Source organism: Achromobacter sp. Marseille-Q4954 (genome assembly GCF_943737025.1).
Lineage (GTDB): Bacteria > Pseudomonadota > Gammaproteobacteria > Burkholderiales > Burkholderiaceae_B > Achromobacter > Achromobacter bronchisepticus_A.
The window spans coordinates 1,164,533-1,184,528 of sequence record NZ_CALSFQ010000001.1; the positions used below are offsets into that span (position 1 = coordinate 1,164,533).

At 60.7% G+C, this 19,996-nt stretch carries 22 protein-coding genes; 1 reads left to right on the plus strand and 21 read right to left on the minus strand.

Features of this window, described 5'->3' with window-relative positions; all coding sequences use genetic code 11:
• Positions 1-6: 6 nt before the first annotated feature.
• The 15 genes from NGK62_RS05365 to NGK62_RS05435 all read right to left on the minus strand — a co-directional run bounded on the left by NGK62_RS05365 (position 7) and on the right by NGK62_RS05435 (position 12,431).
• A complete protein-coding gene (locus NGK62_RS05365; RefSeq protein ID WP_023098614.1) occupies positions 7-669 on the minus strand; it encodes a hypothetical protein in 663 nt (220 codons plus the stop codon).
• Positions 666-1,241 carry a PFGI-1 class ICE element type IV pilus protein PilL2 gene (pilL2, locus tag NGK62_RS05370; RefSeq protein ID WP_023098615.1) on the minus strand — a complete coding sequence of 192 codons (576 nt, stop codon included), beginning with the start codon at positions 1,239-1,241 and terminating at the stop codon, positions 666-668. The genes NGK62_RS05365 and pilL2 overlap by 4 nt, the downstream gene beginning before the upstream one ends.
• 112 nt (positions 1,242-1,353) lie before the next feature.
• Entirely contained in the window at positions 1,354-2,097 is a 744-nt protein-coding gene (locus tag NGK62_RS05375) for a hypothetical protein (RefSeq protein ID WP_023098616.1), read from the minus strand.
• A 257-nt stretch (positions 2,098-2,354) separates the two neighbouring features.
• Positions 2,355-4,634: a DEAD/DEAH box helicase family protein gene (locus NGK62_RS05380; RefSeq protein WP_023098617.1), complete on the minus strand. Its 2,280-nt coding sequence runs from the start codon at positions 4,632-4,634 to the stop codon at positions 2,355-2,357.
• Between the two features lie 101 nt (positions 4,635-4,735).
• A complete protein-coding gene (locus tag NGK62_RS05385) occupies positions 4,736-5,047 on the minus strand; it encodes a hypothetical protein (protein ID WP_023098618.1) in 312 nt (103 codons plus the stop codon).
• A 90-nt stretch (positions 5,048-5,137) separates the two neighbouring features.
• Positions 5,138-5,443: a hypothetical protein gene (locus NGK62_RS05390; protein ID WP_023098619.1), complete on the minus strand. Its 306-nt coding sequence runs from the start codon at positions 5,441-5,443 to the stop codon at positions 5,138-5,140.
• A gap of 72 nt (positions 5,444-5,515) precedes the next feature.
• A complete protein-coding gene (locus tag NGK62_RS05395) occupies positions 5,516-6,679 on the minus strand; it encodes a DUF6094 domain-containing protein (protein ID WP_225321758.1) in 1,164 nt (387 codons plus the stop codon).
• Positions 6,680-6,695: 16 nt separating this feature from the next.
• Positions 6,696-7,346, minus strand: a complete 651-nt coding sequence (locus NGK62_RS05400) for a hypothetical protein (protein WP_023098621.1) — start codon at positions 7,344-7,346, stop codon at positions 6,696-6,698.
• Positions 7,347-7,424: 78 nt separating this feature from the next.
• Complete coding sequence (locus NGK62_RS05405; RefSeq protein ID WP_023098622.1) at positions 7,425-7,685, minus strand: hypothetical protein; 261 nt, start codon at positions 7,683-7,685, stop codon at positions 7,425-7,427.
• A gap of 11 nt (positions 7,686-7,696) precedes the next feature.
• The gene (locus tag NGK62_RS05410) at positions 7,697-8,095 is read right to left on the minus strand and encodes a hypothetical protein (RefSeq protein ID WP_023098623.1); all 399 of its coding nucleotides are present in this window, start codon (positions 8,093-8,095) and stop codon (positions 7,697-7,699) included.
• A 94-nt stretch (positions 8,096-8,189) separates the two neighbouring features.
• Complete coding sequence (locus NGK62_RS05415; protein WP_023098624.1) at positions 8,190-8,849, minus strand: DUF3275 family protein; 660 nt, start codon at positions 8,847-8,849, stop codon at positions 8,190-8,192.
• Between the two features lie 88 nt (positions 8,850-8,937).
• Positions 8,938-9,765, minus strand: a complete 828-nt coding sequence (locus NGK62_RS05420; protein WP_023098625.1) for a DUF932 domain-containing protein — start codon at positions 9,763-9,765, stop codon at positions 8,938-8,940.
• Positions 9,766-9,920: 155 nt separating this feature from the next.
• On the minus strand, positions 9,921-10,841 hold the full coding sequence (locus tag NGK62_RS05425) for a DUF3577 domain-containing protein (protein ID WP_023098626.1): 921 nt from the start codon (positions 10,839-10,841) through the stop codon (positions 9,921-9,923).
• Between the two features lie 347 nt (positions 10,842-11,188).
• Positions 11,189-11,554, minus strand: coding sequence for a DUF3085 domain-containing protein (locus tag NGK62_RS05430; protein WP_023098627.1), 366 nt, complete (start codon positions 11,552-11,554; stop codon positions 11,189-11,191).
• A 79-nt stretch (positions 11,555-11,633) separates the two neighbouring features.
• The gene (locus NGK62_RS05435) at positions 11,634-12,431 is read right to left on the minus strand and encodes a hypothetical protein (RefSeq protein ID WP_023098628.1); all 798 of its coding nucleotides are present in this window, start codon (positions 12,429-12,431) and stop codon (positions 11,634-11,636) included.
• A 441-nt stretch (positions 12,432-12,872) separates the two neighbouring features.
• Between NGK62_RS05435 and NGK62_RS05440 the strand changes: the two genes are divergently transcribed.
• The gene (locus NGK62_RS05440; protein WP_023098629.1) at positions 12,873-14,720 is read left to right on the plus strand and encodes a bifunctional diguanylate cyclase/phosphodiesterase; all 1,848 of its coding nucleotides are present in this window, start codon (positions 12,873-12,875) and stop codon (positions 14,718-14,720) included.
• A gap of 183 nt (positions 14,721-14,903) precedes the next feature.
• Here NGK62_RS05440 and NGK62_RS05445 read toward each other — a convergent pair whose 3' ends face one another.
• The 6 genes from NGK62_RS05445 to NGK62_RS05470 form a co-directional block, all read right to left on the minus strand.
• A complete protein-coding gene (locus NGK62_RS05445; protein ID WP_023098630.1) occupies positions 14,904-15,626 on the minus strand; it encodes a DUF5983 family protein in 723 nt (240 codons plus the stop codon).
• A 125-nt stretch (positions 15,627-15,751) separates the two neighbouring features.
• A complete protein-coding gene (locus NGK62_RS05450; protein ID WP_023098631.1) occupies positions 15,752-16,411 on the minus strand; it encodes a hypothetical protein in 660 nt (219 codons plus the stop codon).
• Positions 16,412-16,514: 103 nt separating this feature from the next.
• Positions 16,515-16,976 (minus strand): hypothetical protein, encoded by a 462-nt coding sequence (locus tag NGK62_RS05455; RefSeq protein ID WP_023098632.1) that lies wholly within the window; start codon positions 16,974-16,976, stop codon positions 16,515-16,517.
• Positions 16,977-17,072: 96 nt separating this feature from the next.
• Positions 17,073-17,465: a hypothetical protein gene (locus NGK62_RS05460; protein WP_023098633.1), complete on the minus strand. Its 393-nt coding sequence runs from the start codon at positions 17,463-17,465 to the stop codon at positions 17,073-17,075.
• Between the two features lie 22 nt (positions 17,466-17,487).
• Positions 17,488-17,700: a hypothetical protein gene (locus NGK62_RS05465; protein WP_023098634.1), complete on the minus strand. Its 213-nt coding sequence runs from the start codon at positions 17,698-17,700 to the stop codon at positions 17,488-17,490.
• 364 nt (positions 17,701-18,064) lie between these two features.
• On the minus strand, positions 18,065-19,627 hold the full coding sequence (locus NGK62_RS05470; protein WP_023098635.1) for an ATP-binding protein: 1,563 nt from the start codon (positions 19,625-19,627) through the stop codon (positions 18,065-18,067).
• Positions 19,628-19,996: the final 369 nt, after the last annotated feature.

Consider the following 19,996-nt stretch of genomic DNA (forward strand, 5'->3'; position numbering starts at 1 on the left):
AGTCCCTCAGGGAATGGCCACGCGACGGATCTGCTCCCCGGCACGAAACACGGCGGTGTTTCGGTCGATATCTTGCAGACGCCAATGGCCGATGCTTTCGCCAGGCAGTAGCACCTGGATTTGAGAGGCGGAGAGAGCGCCACCTGCCGGTGCGACCGATACCGTGCGCTGGCCTGCACGCAGTTCCGAGCCAATCACTCGAAATGGCATGGGAGCCTCCGCTGGCTTGACTGCTGCCTGCTGCACGGGATGGGGCTTGCTCGCTACGGTGCTGCTGCGTGCTGTCGTTTGGCGCGATTTGATTTGTTCCAGATCCGCCCGCAATGCAACAAGATCCTCTTGGCTGGCAAGCGTGACCAATGCCTGGTCCAGGGAATCAGCGCGGGATTTCAATGACTGGTGCACCTCCTGTAGTGCCGTAGCGGTCGCCGGCGCAGGTCGCTCTTGCAGAGCACGATTGGCCTGCACAATCTCACCCACGCGTGACTCCAGTGCTTGCAGACGCTGCACGGAGCTGTCGAGCTGAGACTGTCCAGCAAGCTCGCCGGTTATCTGGAGCGCGACCAAGACCAACGCCGTCAGGCCCACAAGCCACGCCCACAGCAATATGTGGGCGAGAGATGGGGCGCGCGATGACTTCGCCGCGGGAAGGGGGTGTGATGTGGTCATGGCTGGGAACCCTCTTCAACCTGGATAGGCGGGATTGCTCCGGTGGGCGGTAGTTCTTGGATGGGTAGAGCCCCCTGGGCTCTTGGCTGGACGAAACACACCTGCCGTGAGCGGTCATCCACTTCCAGATCCCAGACCGGCCCGATAAGGGTGAGCAGCGCGTCACGCAGCGTCATGGGGCCCAACTGCAGATGGGCGGCGGGCATTGGGAGCGAATACAGCTGGATGACCGCGTGTGCCGTCTCGCACATCTGGTAGCCGCTGCGTTTGAGTACGTGGCGCAGACCATCGCCTATGCTGGCTCTGGCCTCTTCCGGCATCCGCACGTCAATCACCTGCTGAAGCAGGTCACGCTGCGCTGTGAGCGGTGCCAGTTCGACGAGGGTGTAGCGGCCGTAGCGCGCCACCGGAATGAACTCCGGCTCCAGTTGTACGCGAGCAGAGATCGCCGCTTCGTCCGGAACCGACTCGATGACAGCAGGCGCTGAAGCGGTGGCGCAGCCGCCAAGCAGTGTGGCGATGCTCAACAAGCCACACGCGACCGCGCGGGGGACGAGACTGAATGTTTGCATGGATCGGCTTCCTGTTGCAGTAAGCCGATACCTTCGCCGGGCGCCTCGACCCAGTCAGCAAAGAATGCGCAATGGCGCGCGCCCAGTTTTTACGGGATGTCGGTCGGCTACCTCAGGCAGCCGACCTGGAGGTGGGCTTGCTGGAAGTTGTTACGCTGGGATCTGCGTACGACTCCTTCTTGACCCGTTCCCATTCGTCCTTGAGGATCTTCTGAGACTTGGCGATCAGCTGTTGCTTGATCGTTCCGAAGACCTTCTGAATGTCTGCAGGCGGAAGCGAACTCGCGGTACGTTGGAACAGGATGGTGGATGTCTCCAGCTCCTTCATGAGGTTTTTGAGTTCCTGATGATCCACTTCTGTCATATTCAATCGCAACTCGATACGCAACTGCAGTTCCAAGGCCTCCAGGCGCATTTCGGCGATAGGCTGCTTGAACGCGTTGAGCGCTTGGTCGGAGATCTCCTCGGTCCGGGGTTCGCTCACGATGGCATCCCACCGATAACATATCTCCTGCCATAGCGACAGGTATCTGGCGATGTCTTTTCGCAACTCGTCAATCCATATCTGCCGCTTTGCAGAGACGTTGGCGTTTGCTATTCGACGCGATGCGAGTTCCTGCATGGACAGTTGCTCGCTGAGTGCTTGCTTCTGCTGAAGCTCTAGCTGAGCGGCCAACCTTAGCTGTGTCTTACGCTGCGATCGAGCTACCAGCATTTGCGTGAACGAGGCGACAAGAGCGGCAAAAACGGACACAACTACGGCAGCGCCCGCGATCCAAACCTTGTTGATGAACTCGGTGTTTTGCATCGCATCGTGCACGATTCTCTGGATCGCGGCGACATCATCTGGACTCATCTTCTTTTCCTCCGATATGAACGTTTTTCCAATCCGAGACAGCGTTTTTCCAAAGCAGCAGCCTAGCGACTCCCGGCGCGTTGTCAGTGATGCCGCACTCAACTTTTTTCGTAATCATCACCTTAGCAATCGCAGCAGATTGCCTTCTGCGAGTAACCTAATCGACTCAGTTTACCTATCGCCGACAGGGTTACGCGATTAGGTGATTCGTGCACGAAAAAATGCCGGCACCCGAGGGCGCCGGCATACAAAGACCATCAAGCAGCAACAAGCTGTCTGGCCAGGGCGACCTCTACCGAATCACCGTCTTGGTTGAGCACGTCGAGCCCGGATTCCGGGACGTCGCCTGACGTGCTCTGGGACACCAGGATCTTCTTGGCCATCAAGGCCAGGCACGTCATCTGCGACGTGGCCGCGTACCCCAGGTAGATCACCCGCACGTGCAGCTTCTGGCCGATGCGCCACGAACGGCGGGCGGCCTGCTGCAACGTGTAGATGTTCCACCCCGACTGCATGAACACAATCGTGGGGAACTCCAGCAGATCCAGCCCCGTCTTGACGAGCTCGGGGTTGGTGATGAGGACATCGATCCCCCGGTCGAGCTGCTCGGCGATCCAGTCTTCTCGGCGGCTCGCATCCACGCTTGCGCGCAACACAGCGACCTTGAAGCCTTCCTGCTCCAACAGCCCTTTCAAGCGCGACGTGGTGTCGCGCGTACCGGTATAGACCGAGTAGACCAGGGTCTTGCGACCCGCTGCCTTCTCCTCGCGGCAGATGTCGATCAGCTCACGCTCTTTCGGCATGATCTCCAGCTCGTTGAACTGAGCCGGTGTGAACGCCAGGACCTGGCGCGTGCGTGGGTGACGCACGGTTTCTGCACGGAAGCAGCAGTCGGACCAGGCCAACAGCACGTTGAGCACCACACCCAACAAGGTGGTATCCCGCTTGCGCAAGGCCTCCTTGAGTTCCGCGGTCAGGCGCGTGGCCAGGTCGCGGTAGGCGTGGGCCTGTTCGGCATCCATCGCGATTTCCCGGAACTCCTCGTCATACGGCGGCAGCATGCCCCCGATGTCGCGCAGCTTCAGGAAGATCGTGAAAGGCAGGACGCAGCGCAGGACACCTTTCGGACCAAAGCCCGGTGCCTTCACCGTTCGGACTGTGATCTTCGAGCCTTTGGCCGTCTTGTGGGCTGGCCCGTCGCTCTCGGAGTAGATGTCCTTCAGGACGCCGTGGTCCCGCATGAACGCCATGGCGGCCGCGTTCATGCTGCCGTTACTGCTGGGACGGTATCCGTCCTCGATCATGCGCGTGGGCAAAGCCCGGAACAGCAGATGAAAGAGGTCGTCTGCGTAGCCCCCCATGAGGGTGCCGGTGAGCAGCAAGGTCTTGCGGACCTTGGCTGCGATGACGCCCATGGCCTGGCCTTGCGCGGAACCACCCGTCTTGTACTCATGGGCCTCATCGGCGATGAGCAGGTCGAAGGTGCCCTGCGGGAGATAGCGCTTGACGTACTCGGAGGCTTGGTAGCCGCCTTCGCCAAAGCCGAACTCCATGCTGGACATCGCGCGTTCCATGCGCTGTGCCTGGCGATCGGAAAAGACCAGTTCTCCCCGGTCGTCCATCAGATTTATGAAGTTGTGGAGGTTGTCGCCAAGCATCGAGGCCAGGAAGCCATCTCCGAACGTCTTCATCAGCTTCTGCGCAGTGGCTTCGCCGATCGTCGGGATACGCTTCAAGGCCCGCAGCACGGCCGAGTGCTGATCGCTGCCGGACAGGGTTCGCGGGCGAACCAGTGTCCACATAGCGGTGTTGCAGACGCCACACCTGCGGCGGACTTCCTCCGCCTCCAGCTCCAGAGCATTGATCGGCTCGCCGTCAAGGTTGTTGACGACCGTCCCGCAGTGCGGGCAGGCCCCCATGACGCCGTACCGGGTGCGCTTGCGTGTGAATGCGGGCCTCCAATGGAAGCCCATGCGCATGCGCACCCTGCCGATGATGAAGAACTCCTGGCCAGCGGCCGGCACACCCAACTGCTCGCGCAGCTTGATGAGCTTGAGCAGCGTGTCAGGGCCGTTGAGCACCCAGACCTTTGCGCCTGCGACAGTTTCCAGAATCTCCCGCCTCCACTTGTAGACCAGGTGTGGCGGACTGAGGACGAGGGTGCGGCGATAGCCTTCGGCGTGGAGAACGGCCGCCAGCGCGATGCCGACGGTGGTTTTGCCCGTACCCATTTCGCCATTGACGATCGCCGCCCGCTCGCCATGGTTGGCGAGCAGCTCGGCGGCGGCATGGACGACTTCGGCCTGGGCTGGGAACAGCTTGCGCTTGAGACCGGCTAGCACGAGCTGACGGTGGGCGTGCGGCGTACCGCTGTAGACGGGTGGATTGGCCCGGTTGAGCGAGTCCAGCAATTCGTCGCCGAACTCGGCGACGAAGTCTTGCAGGCTCAGGGAGAGCTCGCTGGATGCGGGATCGAAAAGGTCGTCGGTCGTGGGCGAGGTGTCTGCGGCGGGCGCCGCTTCGAGTTGCATGGTCATGGTGATGCTCCAAATAAAAGGGGCACGCACCGTCCCTGAGGGCTGATGAATGCCCCAGGGGGATGAAAGCGAAGTTGCGACCTATGGCCGCCGTGGTTGGATCAGTACTCGCTGGGTAGCAGCAGCGTGGTGACGCTGCGATCCCACTCGGTGATGACCCAGATCTTCAGGTCGGTGGTGACCTGGTAGGAAGAGAACAGGCGATCTTCACCCGATTGCAGCGCGGCGTCGTTCTGTTGCCGGTCGCTGTCATCGAGATCGCCCCAGTCACCGCTGAGATGGCGGCGCAGGTACGGGGTGGGATTGAGCCGACCCTGACGGATCAGCGCATCCACGCCTGAGGTCACGACCATCTGGCCGGGGTTGAAACGCCGCGTGGGACTGGCGCTGAGGGAAACTGCTTCGGTTGCCATGGGGCCTCCTGGATAGGGAGAGCGGGGCCATGGCACCCCATCGGGGCGACATGGCCCCAGTGGGTTGATGAATGGTGCGGGTCTACCGAGTCAGTTCTCGGAAGCCAGCACGATGTGGGTGGCACTGCGATCCGCTTCGGTGAAGATGCGGATGCGCTGGCCGTTGGTTGCAACATAGAACGATTCGAGCTTGGCCTCGGATTGGATTCCCGCGATGTTCGCTTCCCATTGGTCAGCGGGGACATCGCCCCAATCGCCGCGGGCGTGACGCCGCAGAAACTGGAACGGTTCTTCGGTGCCGGCACGAATCAGGCGATCGACGCCTTTGCTGATGATCAGCGCCCCGATGGGGAACTGCAGTTGGTGGATGTAGGTGTCAATCCTGATCGACGCCATCGATAGTCCTCCTTGGTGATTTCATTGGGCCACAACAGCGCGTCCGCCTTCGAGCGCGCTACAGCCTTGTGCTCAGTGGATGGTGATGACTTGCCCCAGTGAGGCCGAGTCGGGAGACAGGTCCCATGCGCGGATGACCGGCACGAACTTGTCCGTGAGGATGCGTGTCTCTGCGATGGAGCCATCGTCGCGCTCACGGTGCTCGACGGCGGTGGCCTTGCGCTTGTAGGTGTCGCCCTTGACGGCCAGGATGCGGCCGCTTTTGGACTGCACGACACCCGAGATGGCGCCAGCCGCAAGGGCCAGTGCCAGGTGCCAGTGGGACAGAGCACGTGCCGGGGCACGCAGGGATTGCTGGGCAGCACCAAGGTGTGTCTCGAATGCGGGCCAAAGGCCCTGCAGCCGGTTCACTTCCTCGGCGAACTGCGCCGGCTCCATGCTGATCCGGTAGAAATGCTCCGGCTCGACCGAGGTCGTGGGAACCACATATGGCAGCGATGTCCACTCGGACGGAAGTTCATCCGCCTCGACTTCACCTTGCCCGATCTGTAGCAATCGGGCCCGGACTGCCTTGGTGTCGTCACCGACCAGCTCGCGCTGGCGGATCCGACGTCCAAATACGACCACCTGCTTGAACTGCGTATCCACCGCACGGTGAATGCTCAGATCGGTGAAGTGTCGCGTCAGCCACCCGACCAGTTCGGCGTCGAGCACATAGGACGGCACGATGAAAACCAGGATGCCTTCGTACTGCAGCAGCTGCAGCGTCTTCTGATAGAACAGCTTCTCCAGCCTGGCGCGGCCCTTGCCTTCGTAGCCGATGTTGCCATTGGCATCCTTGGACAGGTCGCCGTAAGGCGGGTTGAGCCACAGCAGGCTGAACGACTGGCGCGAGACCAGCGTGTCCATGAGGTCACCGTGGATGCAGTGATCGACCAGAAGCCGCGCGTGATTGGCACGCTCCTGGTCGTACTCCACGGCGTACGCGCGGACCTGCGCATGCCCGAGGGCATGCGCGGCTTCCGCGATGGCCACACCTTCACCTGCGCAGGGATCAAGGATGCACATCGGCCCATCGCTGGGCGCCAGTGCGCTGAGCGCTCGTTCGAGCGTGGATTCGTCGGTCGGGTAGTACCCGTTCTTGGCGAAATTGCGGGCGAGCCGCGGGAACATCAGTGCCATGGCAGTCTCCTTATTGGCGGGGGGATAAAGGTCGGATGCGCGCGCAGAGCGCACATCCGTGACGGGCGGATCAAGCCATCGCTTCCATTGGCAGCTCGGCGTGAGCCGGTACCGGGTAGGCGGTCAGGACGCCGCGGCGGATCAGTTCGCCCAGGGCATCGGTGAGAACCGGGACATCGAGCCCGATCCGGAAGCCCTGCAGCGGACCAAGGGCCACCGTCAGGGTTTGGAGCATGTCGCGCTCGCGCAGCAGCGCCAGTACCGGCGCTTGCCAGTGGTCCAGCAGCGGCAGTGGACATGTGTCCTTGACCAGGTGCCACAGGCGCAAGGTGGGATCGGCCGAGGCACGCGGCAGCAGCGTGAGCGCGCTGGCCGTGGCTTTGTCCGGACGGGTGCAGCGCCGGTCGAACAGCCATAGATTGACCATCGAGCCGAACAGCGTGCGGCGATAGGAGCGTGTCAGGCGCTTTTCCAAGCGGTCGACCGATCCGACGAACACGGGGATGGAGCCCCCTTGATCGGTGATGAGGTGGAATTGCTCCAGCCCATCTTCGTCGCGGCCCAGCGTCAGCCGGGCCAGAAACTGCTGGATCGCGGTATCCCGCGCCCAGATTGAGAGAAAGATCAGATCGCCCTGATCGCTGCAAACGCATGCATCGGCCATGAGGTCGCTGCATTCATCGATGCGGTACAGGGGGTTGGGAGATAAAGGTTCAGGCATGGTGGTGTCCTCGATGAAATGAGGGGCAGCACCGCCCGCAGGGGCAGTGATGCCCCGGAAGGAATGAAGGAATGCGGACTACTCCGGCTCGAAGTCCCTGGCGTGCGGGTTGAAACGCAATGCACGTTCTGGGGTACGAATCGGCGTGAAGTCCTGGTGGTACACGTTGATGAGATAGCGGTCGCGGTAGCCGATGGCTTCCCGCGCCTGTGCGTCGGTCAGGCCGGCCTGGATGAAGTCCTCAACCAGTTCCTCGTCTGAGGAAACCTCGTTGTTGGACAGCTGGTCTTCGACCTGGCCCAGCAGCTCGGGCGAGAGGGATTGCAGCGAAGTGTCCATCGCGTCCTCCTTCAGGCCACGGCCAGTTGCGACGAAGCTGCCGGCCGGCGCCGCTGAGCGTGATAGGCCCGAACCTTCTCGCGCCAATCGGGCGAGATCTCTTTGGCCATCTCGAGATAGCGCAGCGGGCAGGTGAAGTAGTACGGTGACACGGACTCGTCCATGCCCTTGTACCCCCACTGACCGCCACTGCGTTGGAGCAGGTCGCAGCGGATGTAGCACATGGACTCGCCGGGCGCGAGTTCCTGGTGAACGCCTTCGGCCTTGGCCGTGATCTCGACAACGGACCACAACACGTTGCCACGCAGCGTATGCGCGATGATGCGGACGCTGGCGCGCTCGCGCTCTTCGGGTTGGATGAGGTCCCGGATCAGTTCTGACCGGGTGCGTGATGAGAAAAGCCAGCCCATGATGAAGTTCTCCTGCAAGAAAATGCCGGAGTCCTCCCTGGCGGGACGGAGCCCCGGCGGGTGGATGAAGATGCCGCGGATGCGGCGAGGCAGATCAGGCGGCCTGTTGTTCCGGCCGGTTCCACTGCTGTGACTTGAAGTCGAGGGCGTAGCCCAGTTCGCCCAGCCGGGCGATCTGTGCACGCAGGGTGCGGCGGTCGATGGTCGAATCCAGTTTCACGGAGTCGCCCAGCGGCCACAGCAGGCCGAACAATGCGGCATCGTCACTGTCGGGGCCGCCGGAGGCAGCCACGGTCGCAGATGGCGCATCCACACCAAAGGGCGTGGTATCGATCAGCGGATCGGCCGAGGCCTGCACAGGATCGGCAGCAGGCTTGACCGCTGGCGTAGCCGATGGCTGAGTCACGTCCTCGTCCAGCGGATCGACCTCTTGCGTGGCGAAGCTGCGAGCCTCGTCCTTGCTCAGCCGGTCCAGGCCCGAGAGGGTCATGCCGTCCAGGTTGGCGCGGATCTCGAAACGCATTCCGCCGGCCGTGGGATAGGCCTTGGGATAGATGAAGCGGATGTGGAACTCCCCGTCGTACTTGCCTTCGGGGTACTGCTCCAGCTCTGCATCCTTGACGGCGAACTCACCGATGGCGGTGACCAGGCGGCCGACATTGAACCGGCCATTGCGGCCGTTGATGGTGCGCAGCGTGAGCTGCCCGGGGACGATGAGGGGTGCGCTGGACTTCGGGGCTGATTTGGCCGCCATGGTGTGCTCCTTCGATGATTGGGGGGATCGTGAGATCCAAGGGAAAAAGAAACGGACCGCACCCGCGAGGGGTGTGATCCGTGCGGCGCTAGGCCTTCAGTTGGCGCATGCCATCGGCCAGCATCCACAACGCCCGGTTCAGGCGCAGGTTCTGGTCGATGCCTTGCACTTCGCGGGTGCGCTGCCGGCGTCCATTGGACGTGCGTGCCGTCAGGCCACCCTTGACCATGTTTTCCTGGATGCGGTTGAACACCGACCACAGGTCCGGTCGTCGATCGTCGAAGCGCCGGGGCGCAAGCAGTTGAGTCTCCGTGACAGGCGCAGGCCTGGTCGGATCGTCGTACTTGAGCGCCAGTGCGGAGCGCGCGAGGATTTCTTCTTCCCCTGTTTCCAGGGTGATGACGCGCATGGCGTCTCGCGACGCCTGCACCTGCTCGAAGCCCTGGAGGACCTCGTAGGCGCCTTCGATCACCTCACCGGCCACGTCGCCCTTGTGGGGGACACGGATGTCGGCAGTGGTTTCACCGCAGACCAGGCCGTTGTGGCAGACGAAGCGGAACATGCCGGCCAGCATCTGATAGCTGCTGGTGCCGTCATGGCTATTGAGCAAGATGATCTCGTTGGCTTCCGAGCCGTTGATCTGGCTCGCATGGCGCATGCGGATCATGTGCTTGGTGAACTCGCGCCGGTCTTCGTTGCGGACACGGGTCTGGCACACCATGAAGGGCTCGAAGCCCTCCTGACGCAGCTTGGTCAGCACGGTCGCGGTCGGTATGTAGGCATACCGCTCGGATCGGCTTCCGTGGGGAGCGTCAGCGAAGATGGAAGGGGCAACAGCACGGATCTGGTCGTCCGACAAGGGACGATCCGCGCGCAGCACCGGGGAACGATGGGCAAAGCGGGTTGCGAGAGACATGGCAATTCTCCTGAGATAAGACGTGCATCTGCCTGGGCCGGATGGCCTGGCTTGACGCTAGGGATGAAAAAGCGCGAACGCGTGCACCTCCCCGAGGGGAGGGCACGGATCAGGTGGGAGAAACGATCAGGCCCCGGAGTGGAGCCTGACGTGGGTCAGAACGAAGCGGCCATTGCCGGTTCGTGCTCGACCGCTTCAGCTTCGTGCTCGCGCGGGGCGGGCTCGGTGGGCTTGGCGGCGTCGCCGATTTCGGCAGTGCTCTTGGCCTTGGGCGCTTGTGCGTCCGGGGTTGCAGGTGCTTCGGTTTTGTCCGCAGGAGCCGGATAGACCTGCTGGCCATCGACCTTGATCAGACCGATGTGGATCAGCGTGGACTCCAGGCTCACGCCCGGTTCGCCGGCTCGTTCGCCCTTGGTGCGCACGTACGGGTCAGCCCGCATGTCGTTCAGCCGGAAGGCGATCAGGACCTTGCGTTCAGCCTCGATGGCCTGAACGCAGCGACGCACCAGGTGCTGGGCGTCGGTGGTAGCGACGATGGTGTCGAAGTAGCGATACTCCGGCTCATCGACCGGACCGGTCAGTGCGCCGATGGTGCACGACAGGAACGGATCGCGGTCCTTGGGAGTGACCTCCTTCGGACGGCTCAGGTAGCCGATGCCTCGGGTGATGAGCTCGTGCTGCTCGATCTTAGCCAGTTCGGCGCGATCGATCACCTCGGCTTTCAGCAGGCGCCCCTTGAGGCTCGCTGCCACTTCACCCTGACGTTCACCGCTGGGGCGGATGAACGCATCGCCCCAGAGGTCGCCGAGCCGGAAACGGACCAGCGGACGCTGCTTGGGATCATCGATGCCGACGTACGACTGAACCAGCTTCTTGGCCTCGGTGCCGGACACCTTGACGTCGAAGTAGCGGATGGACGGCTCCTTGGCGGAACCAACCAGGGCGGCGATCGTGCAAGCCAGGAACGGCTGTGCGCGGCGACCTCCCTTGACGGGAACCTCACGGGCACGCTGCAGGTAGCCGATGCCGGAGGTGTGAAGGTCGAAATAGGATTTCTCGTTGGACGTGGTGCTCATGGTGAATCTCCATAGGAAAAGAGCGGAGACACACCAACCCCACGATGCGGGGAGAGGTGCGTAACCCCGCGATGGGTTGAGAACGGCAAATGCATCCACCACCGGCGAGCCGGTGGCCGTTCGCGCATGGATGCGGTGCGAACTGGTGTGGTCACGCAGCGGGTGCTGCGCCGCAACCTCGAAGACCGATGGTTGCCTGGCATGTCGCTGACAACGTCAGCAAGCATGGACGCAGCGTCACACCATGCGCGCCGGGCCGCCACGACCAATAGGAAATGCCCCGAGCCCGTTTTGCGCAGGCCCAAGAAAGAGAGCCTTCGACTGGCGAAGGCTCTTGGGATGCAGGGTCAGTGTTCTGGTGCGGTAGGTGCCACGGCCTGCAGCGACAGGTGCGTGGGCGTGGCCGACAGCATCAGGTCATCGGTGCTGTTCAGGATGCGTGTGAGCACGACTTCGTTCGGGTCGAAGAACTCGCCGAAGTCGTCGCCGCCCAGCTCGATGCGCGCCAGTTCCCACCAGTCATCGAACGGATCGACATCCGGGTCGCAGCCAACTGCATAGGCAATCAGCTTCTGGCGCTTGTCGGGCCTGCGCTCACCGTGTTCGGCGAGCCAGTACACGCCATGATCCTTGACCAGGATGACGCGGCATTGGTTGGTAATGGCTTCGGCCAGGACGGGTCGAAGCGCGCTGCCTTTGAAGAGCAGAGTCATGAGAAATTCCTTCACGGGATTGGATGAGGGGCGAGCACGAGCCACCACCAGGGTGGGTGGCTCGGTCGCGGTCGGGTAGTTAGTGGGAGGTGGCCTTGCGACCGGAGATGGACTGAACTTGGATGCGGCGCCAGGAGCCATCGTCGATCAGATGTGCCAAGGTGTCGCCTAGCATGTCGAAGTACACTTCGTCGCGCCGCTCGACGCATACGCCATCGCGGTGCATTTCGATGGCATAGACGTCGTCGCCGCGCAGATACAGCACGCTCACGCGCCCGACGAACTTGCCGGTAGTCACGTTGAAACTGATCGTCGGCGGAGTGCGGATGATGTCCTTCGGTGACGGGTCGACCAGTGCGAAGTCGCTGGCGTGGGCATCGACCAACATGTGGCTGATGGTGCGATGCCTGTCTGGTGCGGGCATCGACTCCAATTGCTCGATGAGCTGCTGAAGTTCAAGGCACTCCGGCTTAGCGATCGGCAAATGTGCAGGTGCCGAGCCGAGGATCAGGCGGGTGACCTTGTATGGCGTACCGTCCGAGGAGTGTTCCACGACTTCTTCCGGGGTGTCCGCGCGCAAGCCATCGAAGCGACGGCGTGCGTAGGGTTGGACAGCGACCTTGGCCCCTTCGACCGGGATGTTCGTGACCAGTTCGCGGTCCAGCACGGCGAACTGTGTGCGGCCGATCTTGACGACGATGGCTTCATCGGTGGTCGCAACGACCTTGCCTTCGAAGGGCTTGGGGTCGATGCGAAAGCCCAGGGCGGATTCCTTGGGCTGGCCGTCGAAGATGTTGAACTGAAAGCTACGCGCTGTGCGTGGCAGGTGGCCGGCGACCAGCGAGGGAAGCTGCTGGCGAATGGCTTGGTGATCCATGGTGGAGTCTCCTGAAAAAAAACGGGACTCCCCAACCGCAAGGGATGGATTGTCCCTTGGGGTGGATTGAATGTAGAGCGGCGAACGTTCCGAGGATTGATGCAGCCAGCACACCGATGGCGTGCCGCGGTCTTGATGGCCTTGACCGCCTGGGATGCTGCCGGCTACGCCGACGAACATATACGCAGCGTGAACCCAGACACCTCCAACGTCACTCGAAAACCGAATCTCATGTCTTCGCATTGTTGGCAGCACCTTCGAGGTGCATGGGGAGAATGGTCTCTAGTGGTGGAGCCCCGGCCTCGGCATGCATATCGGATCATCAGAGGGCTCGCCGGCATTTTCTGCAGGTTGTGCCTGACATATCATAAATATGATGGCCATCTGGGGAATGTTCCAGTAATCACGGGGTTTCAAAAGGCTGTCGAAAGAGGATTATGAATGCTGCGCCTTGCTTCTTTGTTGGTTTTCTCTAATGTGGCTGTTGCCTCCATTCTCATTTTTGGGGTCTCGCTGAGCCTAAAAAACAGCCGCGATGCGGATATATACGAGGCGCAACAGGCCGCGGCGAATCTTGCGAACAGTTTGAGTATTGAGATTGGTGCGCAAATGCACTTGATCGAGAACTCTTTATCGACCATTGCTTTGAGAGTGAGTGATGTCCACTCAGAGGAAGAGCGTAATAGGATTGTGACGAAAGAACTGGCGGAGCAAGGGATGTTGCTGCCGCAAGTATCTAATCTCAGGTTTGCCGACGCTTCGGTAACAGTGGGGATCGAGGTGAACGGAAAGGCAGTGGATGTCTCTAAATCCTCACACTTTCTATCAGCTGCGCATGTGGAGAAGATGGTTTTTTCAGAGCCGGTTTTGTGTGATGACTCGAATGAGTGGTGCATTGTTTTGGCTCGCGGGCTCCGAACTAAAAATGGAAACTTCTACGGCATCATTTATGCTGAGGTCAGGTCGGATGCACTGATGACGAGATTTTCCCGTCTGGATATGGGGGATGCTGGTGCGATCGCTTTACGAACAAACTCTCTAAATCTAGTTGCTAGATTTTCTAGGTCTGATCCCTGGTCAAAAAAAGGGGTTGGTGAAAAAATCGTTTCAGACGAGCTTTTGGATCAATTGAGCAAGGGAGATGAAAGGGGCTGGTATATCACGCCAACGCCGCTTGATCATATCGAGCGAATCACTGCGTATTCTCGAATCGAGGGCTATCCGCTTATCGCTCTTACGGGTTTGGCTACGGATGAATTTCTTAAAAACTGGAGGGCTGAGGCTCTTCGTCAGGCTCTTCTTGTCCTTATGGTTCTAGGAATTACTGCAGCCTACTCCTACTATCTTTTCCGTACGCAGCGAGCAGAGAGAAAAGCTCGGCTTGAGGCTATTGGCGTTGTTCAAGAACAGAGCCTGATGCTTGAGAATAATCTCGTTGGAATGATGAGGGTGCGCGAGAGGAAAATAGTCTGGGCGAATATGGCGACGTCGCGCATATTTGGGTATGAAAACGGGCAGCTGGATGGGCAGCCATCACGGCATCTGTACTTGAACGATGAGGATCATCAGCGTATTGGAATTGCTGGGTACACAGCGCTCCGCAATGATGGTCGATATTCAGTGCAGCTGCAAATGCAGCGACAGAATGGTGACGCTATTTGGATTGATCTAAGTGGTGCAGCAGTGTCTGAAAAAGAAAGCTTGTGGATGATGGTAGACATTGACTCCATAAAGCGCAGTGAAAAGAATGCCCAGGATTTGGCATTAAGCGACGCACTTACCGGAATTGCAAATCGGAGATCGTTTGATTTACGCCTTGAGGGCGCTTTGTCCAATGCCCGCCGCAACAAAAAATTTATTGCAGTTTGCTACATGGATCTTGATGGGTTCAAGAAAATCAATGATGTCTACGGCCATGATGCCGGTGATACCGTACTGTGTCAGACGGCTAAGCGATTGACGGAAGCCATCCGCGGTAACGATGTAGTCGCACGGCTTGGAGGAGACGAGTTTGCTGTCCTGCTGAACTCTGTCGAAGGCACTGCCGGAGCAACGGTAGTAATACAGCGCTGCCTTGAGCAGATTCGCGAGAGCATTGAGATTGCGCCTGGTAAGTACGTGCAAATCGACGCAAGTATTGGAATAGTTGTTGGATCCGGGGACTCTGCTCCGCAAGACTTGCTGCGAAGTGCGGACGAAATGATGTATTCAGTAAAAAAAGGAGGCAAAGGCCGGATCCAGGCGGTTGCGATTAAGTCTATTGCTGCAAACACGGAAGAGGCTAAGTGACTATTTGCACGCTCGATCGAGCTTCGCTACCGGGAGGTCGATGGCCAGCGCGCGGGCTACTACAGGGAGCGTGGCGTCTGACGGTGACCCAGAAGAGTGATCGGTTCAAATTTGGCCAATAAAAAAAGGGCCCCTCGTTGGAGGGGCTCGGAGTGGGTTGGTGGTTGACGCGGTGGTAAGGGTCTATGCTCGTTCCTCGATGACCGACAGTCCTTCCAGAATGGAAGCGTCCGCATCGAGGATCAACATGCGCACGTCAGCCTGGCCAGCTAGGTGCAACAGGTCGGCCAGTTCCTCTGGCACACCCTTTGCGCGGTGTTCCGCACGCAGTTCGGTAGCGGTGAGGCCTTCGACCTGTTGCAGATTCGTATCCGTCCAGGGGGTGGCGATCAGCTTGATGCCGATGGCCGGGCTGTAAGGAATGCGAAATGCGACGAAGAGAAGCGCCGTCGGTGTTGCGATGTCGGCGAGTTCGAAAAGGAATCGACCCGCATCCTCGGTAATGTGCACAGTGCTGATTTCCCAGCACCGGCTGTAAAAGCCGGTCTCGAATGCAAGCGTACGCACAACCTCCTGCGCAGATTCCCGGGTCTGGCTGTCGCCAATATGGATGAGCGATCCTTCGACATTCTTGCCGTAGATGCTATGAAAAACCGCCAGGATGGTTCCGCTGCCACCGCAGGTGGCATCCAATTCTTCGGCTACCACCTGGTCGTCAGTGACCAGCGCATACTCCTCGTTGAATATGCCGGCATGCAAGGCCACCTGGTTATCAGGCAGGTGGCGCTGAGAGGGGTGCAGCGGAACGAAAATTTGCGGATGGCGATCGTCATAGCTGATCACCGCTACGCGTCGAATCTCGAAGCCGTAGTAGCCGCGAGCAAAGGGATTGATCTTCTGGATCATGGTGCCATTCTCCGGTGAGGGTTGAAATGGAGCCAACCCCCACCGGGGCTTGGCCCCGAGGGAAGGAAATTCACCGCGCTCAGGCGGTGTGTGAGGTGGATACCCAGCGCCGAATGGCGCCGATTTCAGTGCAGCAGTGCGGACATCCGCTTTTGCGTCTGAGCTCGCACCGATGCGTCCTGAATGCCTGCAAGCAAGCGGTGGACCTCGCGCGTGAAGTGGTTGGCGACCGCTTCCAGGTCTTGTTTGAGTAGTGCTTGGCGAACCGAATCGCCAAACTGCAGCGCCTGTCCGGAAGCGCAGTACGCTTCGAACTCTCGGCTAAAGAACTGCGCATCGCCTCCGAAGTTGAAGAGGCGCGGCTTGCTGCAGTGCCAGCAGCCCTCGAAGCGGATTTCCTGAAGGCCGTGGCCGTCATCGAATCGCGTGGCGATCAGGAACAGCGCATCAAGGTCTGCGGCGTCCTCAAACTGATGGTGCTCGATGAGATGCGCCAGCGCTTCGTCCTGGTCGGTTCCGAAATGTCGAGACAGGGTCTCCAGCAGCGGTTCCACTGCCAGCGGATCATCGGGTAGCGGCAGGTCGAGCGAGGTGGCCAGCTCCGACAGTCCTTCGCAGAGGTCTTCCCAACTCGGGTTGTGGTCCTCGGCAACGAGCGCGATGTAGGCTTGTCCCTCGCTGGGGAAGGAAGCGTCGAGCTTGAAGCCGCCGAACAGCGCGGAGATGACGGGGGTCACCTGGTTGAGGACGAGAACGCCGGTGGCGTCGTAGTAATTGTTGGCCATGATTGGCTCCTTGAGGTTGGAGCGGAGCCAGCCCCTTGCGGACGTGGCATCCGCGGGGACGGACCTGATGCTCGTCGCATCGGGCCAAGAGGTAGAAGGCGAATCAGTCGCCGAAGTCGGTGGTGTCGCCCAGTGCCTTCTGCACCTCGATGAGGCCGCAGTTGGCAATGACGTAGAGTTGGTTGTAGTCGTCGCCCGTCGGTGACTGTTCGGCGGCATTCAGGCGAGCATCCAGGTCGACGATCTCCTCACGTACCGAGCGGGCGAGGGCTAGAGGCTCGGGCATTTTTTCGGCGATTGACTCGCCCAGTGCCGTCAGGATGCTCTGAGGAGACAGGGCGTCTGGAAGAGATTCGAATACTGTTGGCGTGTCGCTGCGACAGATGGCTTCGGCCGTGCTCTGGCCGATGTCAAACCGCGTGATCTCGTCATCGTCGGCGCCCTCGGTGTCGTAGTCCACGACAACAAATGGCGGCAGCGGTAGGTGGCGTGGCCAGTCTTGTACGACGATGGCTTGGACCAGGCCACCTTCGAGGACTATCGCAAAGGAGGGGGTTCGGGACATGGTGTGGCTCCTGTAGAAAAGGGAGGGACACCGCCCCGAAAGGACGGATGTCCCTCTTGGGTGTGGAAAATGGATGCGGAGGTCGGCTTTGGTGACTTACCAGCCGCTGTAGTTCAACACCAGGTCGGCGATGACCTGACGGCGCTCCAGATCCAGGCCGCCGAGATCGGCAAGCCCTTCAAATCCACAACGACGCAGCATGGCAGCGCCCTCAGGGGCGTTGTAGAAGCTGACCATTGCGGACAGGAACATGCGTTGGCCGCTGCTCAGAACGCCGAGGGCTTCGTTGAGCATCAGCATGTTGGGCCGAAGGTCCCATTTGCTGGTGGCGTGCTGCAGGCCTTCGCAGGTGCCGTTGCCAAACCACTCGGGCCCCGCAATTTCGGCGCCGCGTTTCCAGGCTTGAAAGAATGCGTCTGGAGCGCATGCGAAATGCCGCTCTTCCCGCACGATCTGCTCGACGACTTCCGGGGGCAGAAGCTGGTTCATGGATTCTCTCCTAGCTGATGGATCAGGGGTTGGGCAACTGGGTCCAGCCGCCTCTTTCGAGGGCGCGCTGAGCGGTGGCCGCGCTTCGGAAGTACTCGATCGATTCGCGAGACACAGGGCCCTCGCTATCGCGTGTGCCGATGTAGTGGCCCGCCGCGCTTTGCATGACTTCAAGCGGCAGGAACTTGCCGACATAGACCAAGGCCAGATGACCAAAAGAGGCACGGTGAGACATGGACGGCTCCTAGGTGACGGCGAGACGGCCTTGTCCCTGTCGGGATGGCAGTTCCCGCGAGGGGTGAAGAAAGAAAGTTGCATCGACGCCTGGATGGCGTTCGTCCGCGGAACCGATGCGATGGCGGACTGGTGGATCTCAGGGCGGGGATTCCCTGCGCAGCCGGAGGATCCTTGCTGCTGGCATGGTGCTGACAACGTCAGCGACACATGCGGGCAGCTTTGCCCATGCAGCATTTGGCGTCTGGGAGAAATGGGAACCCAGGTTGGACCGGATTCATGCCATCCCGATGCTAGGTGTGCCTCTTGTCGCAAAAAAAAGCCCCCGGAAATCCCGGGGGCGCAGTGGTTGGTGGACGGCAGTGTCAGGCGGTGACTGCTGCCAGTCTTCCTTCAGCATCGAAGGTCAGATGAACAACGGCACCTGCCAACCTTGGTTGCATTGCATACCGCAAGGTGACGGGCAGCAGGGCCTGCACAACACCGGCCGGAGACTGCGAACACCCTACTGCGATGAAGGTGTCGATGGTCCTGCCGTCTTCGTCCTCGCGATCCTCGTCATAGCGATCATCGAAGATGTAGTCGGAGACCAGCGCAGTCGCACCGCCTGCATCGGCAGTGAGGAACAACGTCACGCCTTTGCGAATGGCGCCGACCGCAACGTCCGGCTCGCCTTCGATGCAGACGTTCAGGCCGTCGGCCAAGGTCAATTCGACCTCGTAGTCGGCCAGACACAGGCTGGCGTCATGATGCAGGATGGCACCTGGGCGGACCTGGACTTCCTCCGGCGTGATGGGCCTTACAAGCCCCAGTAACCAGTGCCCGGCATCGATCCCGCTTTCATCGAGCAAGAACGCTTTGCGAGCCTCCAGGTACACCTCAGCCGTGGGCGCGTCATCGCCATCCGATTCGATCCGCCAAGCGCCAGTTTCTTCCAGTACCTCCCGAGCCACGATGCCCTCGGCCAAGTGGCGATCCCAGTAACGGCGGAATCCGGACGGTTCAAGGGCCCAGGATCGGAACCAGGCTCGTGGAACGAAGGGAACGTCGTTGAGCAAGTCGGCGTTGGATGAGTCCATGCAGATGCGCGCGTAGTGCACGATGAAGTCGCTGGTCGAGAGGCGCTCCTTGGTCTCGATCAATGCTTGGCGAAAGGCGCTGTCGATCGCGACTTGGATGCGCTTGTGGTCTTCCGCTTCATTCAACAGATGCTGGCGATCGGGAAGCCTGGCGAGCGTGTTGTTTGGCAACTGGACGACGTGGTGCCTGCAGGTTGACGGTGATCGGCCGATCGGAAGCCCCTGGAGGAAGCATCGCCACTGCGTGCGTGAAGCAGACAGGTCCAGCAGGATCTGGCCCATGGGCGTCTCACGCCATTGCAGCGCGGGGTCCGCCAGGGGCCGAAGCACAGCGTGGCCATTGAGCCAGATGGGAACTGGAAAGGCTTCGCACAGTGTGCGCAGAAGGCGTTCAGCCCAAACAGACAGGGTCTCCCCGGGCTGTGTCGGCTGGATGCCATCCAATCGGATTTCCGTGCCCTCAACCAGATCCCAGGGGATCACCTGAATCGGCTCGCCCCGGATGATGTCCACGGTCGCCGCACTGAATGCCTTCCCACCAGACCGGACGGTCAGGCGCTCGGCGAAGTACAACGTGGACAACACGCCCATGCCGAAAGCGTTCTCGCACGTCTGGGTTTTCTCGTCCCAGCCGGACTCGGCAATGTGGATGAGGGTCTGCAGGTTGGCGATGCCGCTGCCGTTGTCGCGGATGGTGAGACTGCTGTCGTCCACGGTGAAGTGGATGGCGCTCGCTTGAGCTCGCCTGGCGTTCTGCAGCAGCTCTCCGAGCATCGAGCTCTGGTTGAACGCATGGCGCAGGTTGGCGATGAGACGGTTCTGGTTCGTCTGAAGACGGATGGTGGTCATAGGAAACTCCTTAGAAGGTTCAGCGCCCTTGGACGCGTGGAGGGTGGAATGCCGGAAGGCGAACGGAAGCACCGCGTACACACGGAGGTGGTTGGCTTGAGCTTGAAATGGATGGGAGGACCCGACGGATTGCGATGCATCACCGCCCTGGCGGGCGGGCATCCGCGGCACGATGCGATGCGGACGGGGATGGTCGACACGCCTAGGGCGTGGCGCAGCCTGGGGCGACCTTGGCTGCTGGCGGGTTGCTGATGAATCAGCGAGCCAATGCCAAGGATCTTGGTCGGGGCTGGTCCTGTCGTCGGGAAATGGGAACTGAGACGTTCCGCGATGGTGTGCGATTGATTGGGTGCGCTACACGCCTGGGTT

Bases quoted from the DNA above. Each gene is read 5' to 3' on its own strand.
- NGK62_RS05365 (WP_023098614.1), bottom strand. From the start codon at position 669: ATGACCACATCACACCCCCTTCCCGCGGCGAAGTCATCGCGCGCCCCA.
- pilL2 (WP_023098615.1), bottom strand. From the start codon at position 1,241: ATGCAAACATTCAGTCTCGTCCCCCGCGCGGTCGCGTGTGGCTTGTTG.
- NGK62_RS05375 (WP_023098616.1), bottom strand. From the start codon at position 2,097: ATGAGTCCAGATGATGTCGCCGCGATCCAGAGAATCGTGCACGATGCG.
- NGK62_RS05380 (WP_023098617.1), bottom strand. From the start codon at position 4,634: ATGACCATGCAACTCGAAGCGGCGCCCGCCGCAGACACCTCGCCCACG.
- NGK62_RS05385 (WP_023098618.1), bottom strand. From the start codon at position 5,047: ATGGCAACCGAAGCAGTTTCCCTCAGCGCCAGTCCCACGCGGCGTTTC.
- NGK62_RS05390 (WP_023098619.1), bottom strand. From the start codon at position 5,443: ATGGCGTCGATCAGGATTGACACCTACATCCACCAACTGCAGTTCCCC.
- NGK62_RS05400 (WP_023098621.1), bottom strand. From the start codon at position 7,346: ATGCCTGAACCTTTATCTCCCAACCCCCTGTACCGCATCGATGAATGC.
- NGK62_RS05405 (WP_023098622.1), bottom strand. From the start codon at position 7,685: ATGGACACTTCGCTGCAATCCCTCTCGCCCGAGCTGCTGGGCCAGGTC.
- NGK62_RS05410 (WP_023098623.1), bottom strand. From the start codon at position 8,095: ATGGGCTGGCTTTTCTCATCACGCACCCGGTCAGAACTGATCCGGGAC.
- NGK62_RS05415 (WP_023098624.1), bottom strand. From the start codon at position 8,849: ATGGCGGCCAAATCAGCCCCGAAGTCCAGCGCACCCCTCATCGTCCCC.
- NGK62_RS05420 (WP_023098625.1), bottom strand. From the start codon at position 9,765: ATGTCTCTCGCAACCCGCTTTGCCCATCGTTCCCCGGTGCTGCGCGCG.
- NGK62_RS05425 (WP_023098626.1), bottom strand. From the start codon at position 10,841: ATGAGCACCACGTCCAACGAGAAATCCTATTTCGACCTTCACACCTCC.
- NGK62_RS05430 (WP_023098627.1), bottom strand. From the start codon at position 11,554: ATGACTCTGCTCTTCAAAGGCAGCGCGCTTCGACCCGTCCTGGCCGAA.
- NGK62_RS05435 (WP_023098628.1), bottom strand. From the start codon at position 12,431: ATGGATCACCAAGCCATTCGCCAGCAGCTTCCCTCGCTGGTCGCCGGC.
- NGK62_RS05440 (WP_023098629.1), top strand. From the start codon at position 12,873: ATGCTGCGCCTTGCTTCTTTGTTGGTTTTCTCTAATGTGGCTGTTGCC.
- NGK62_RS05445 (WP_023098630.1), bottom strand. From the start codon at position 15,626: ATGATCCAGAAGATCAATCCCTTTGCTCGCGGCTACTACGGCTTCGAG.
- NGK62_RS05450 (WP_023098631.1), bottom strand. From the start codon at position 16,411: ATGGCCAACAATTACTACGACGCCACCGGCGTTCTCGTCCTCAACCAG.
- NGK62_RS05455 (WP_023098632.1), bottom strand. From the start codon at position 16,976: ATGTCCCGAACCCCCTCCTTTGCGATAGTCCTCGAAGGTGGCCTGGTC.
- NGK62_RS05460 (WP_023098633.1), bottom strand. From the start codon at position 17,465: ATGAACCAGCTTCTGCCCCCGGAAGTCGTCGAGCAGATCGTGCGGGAA.
- NGK62_RS05465 (WP_023098634.1), bottom strand. From the start codon at position 17,700: ATGTCTCACCGTGCCTCTTTTGGTCATCTGGCCTTGGTCTATGTCGGC.
- NGK62_RS05470 (WP_023098635.1), bottom strand. From the start codon at position 19,627: ATGACCACCATCCGTCTTCAGACGAACCAGAACCGTCTCATCGCCAAC.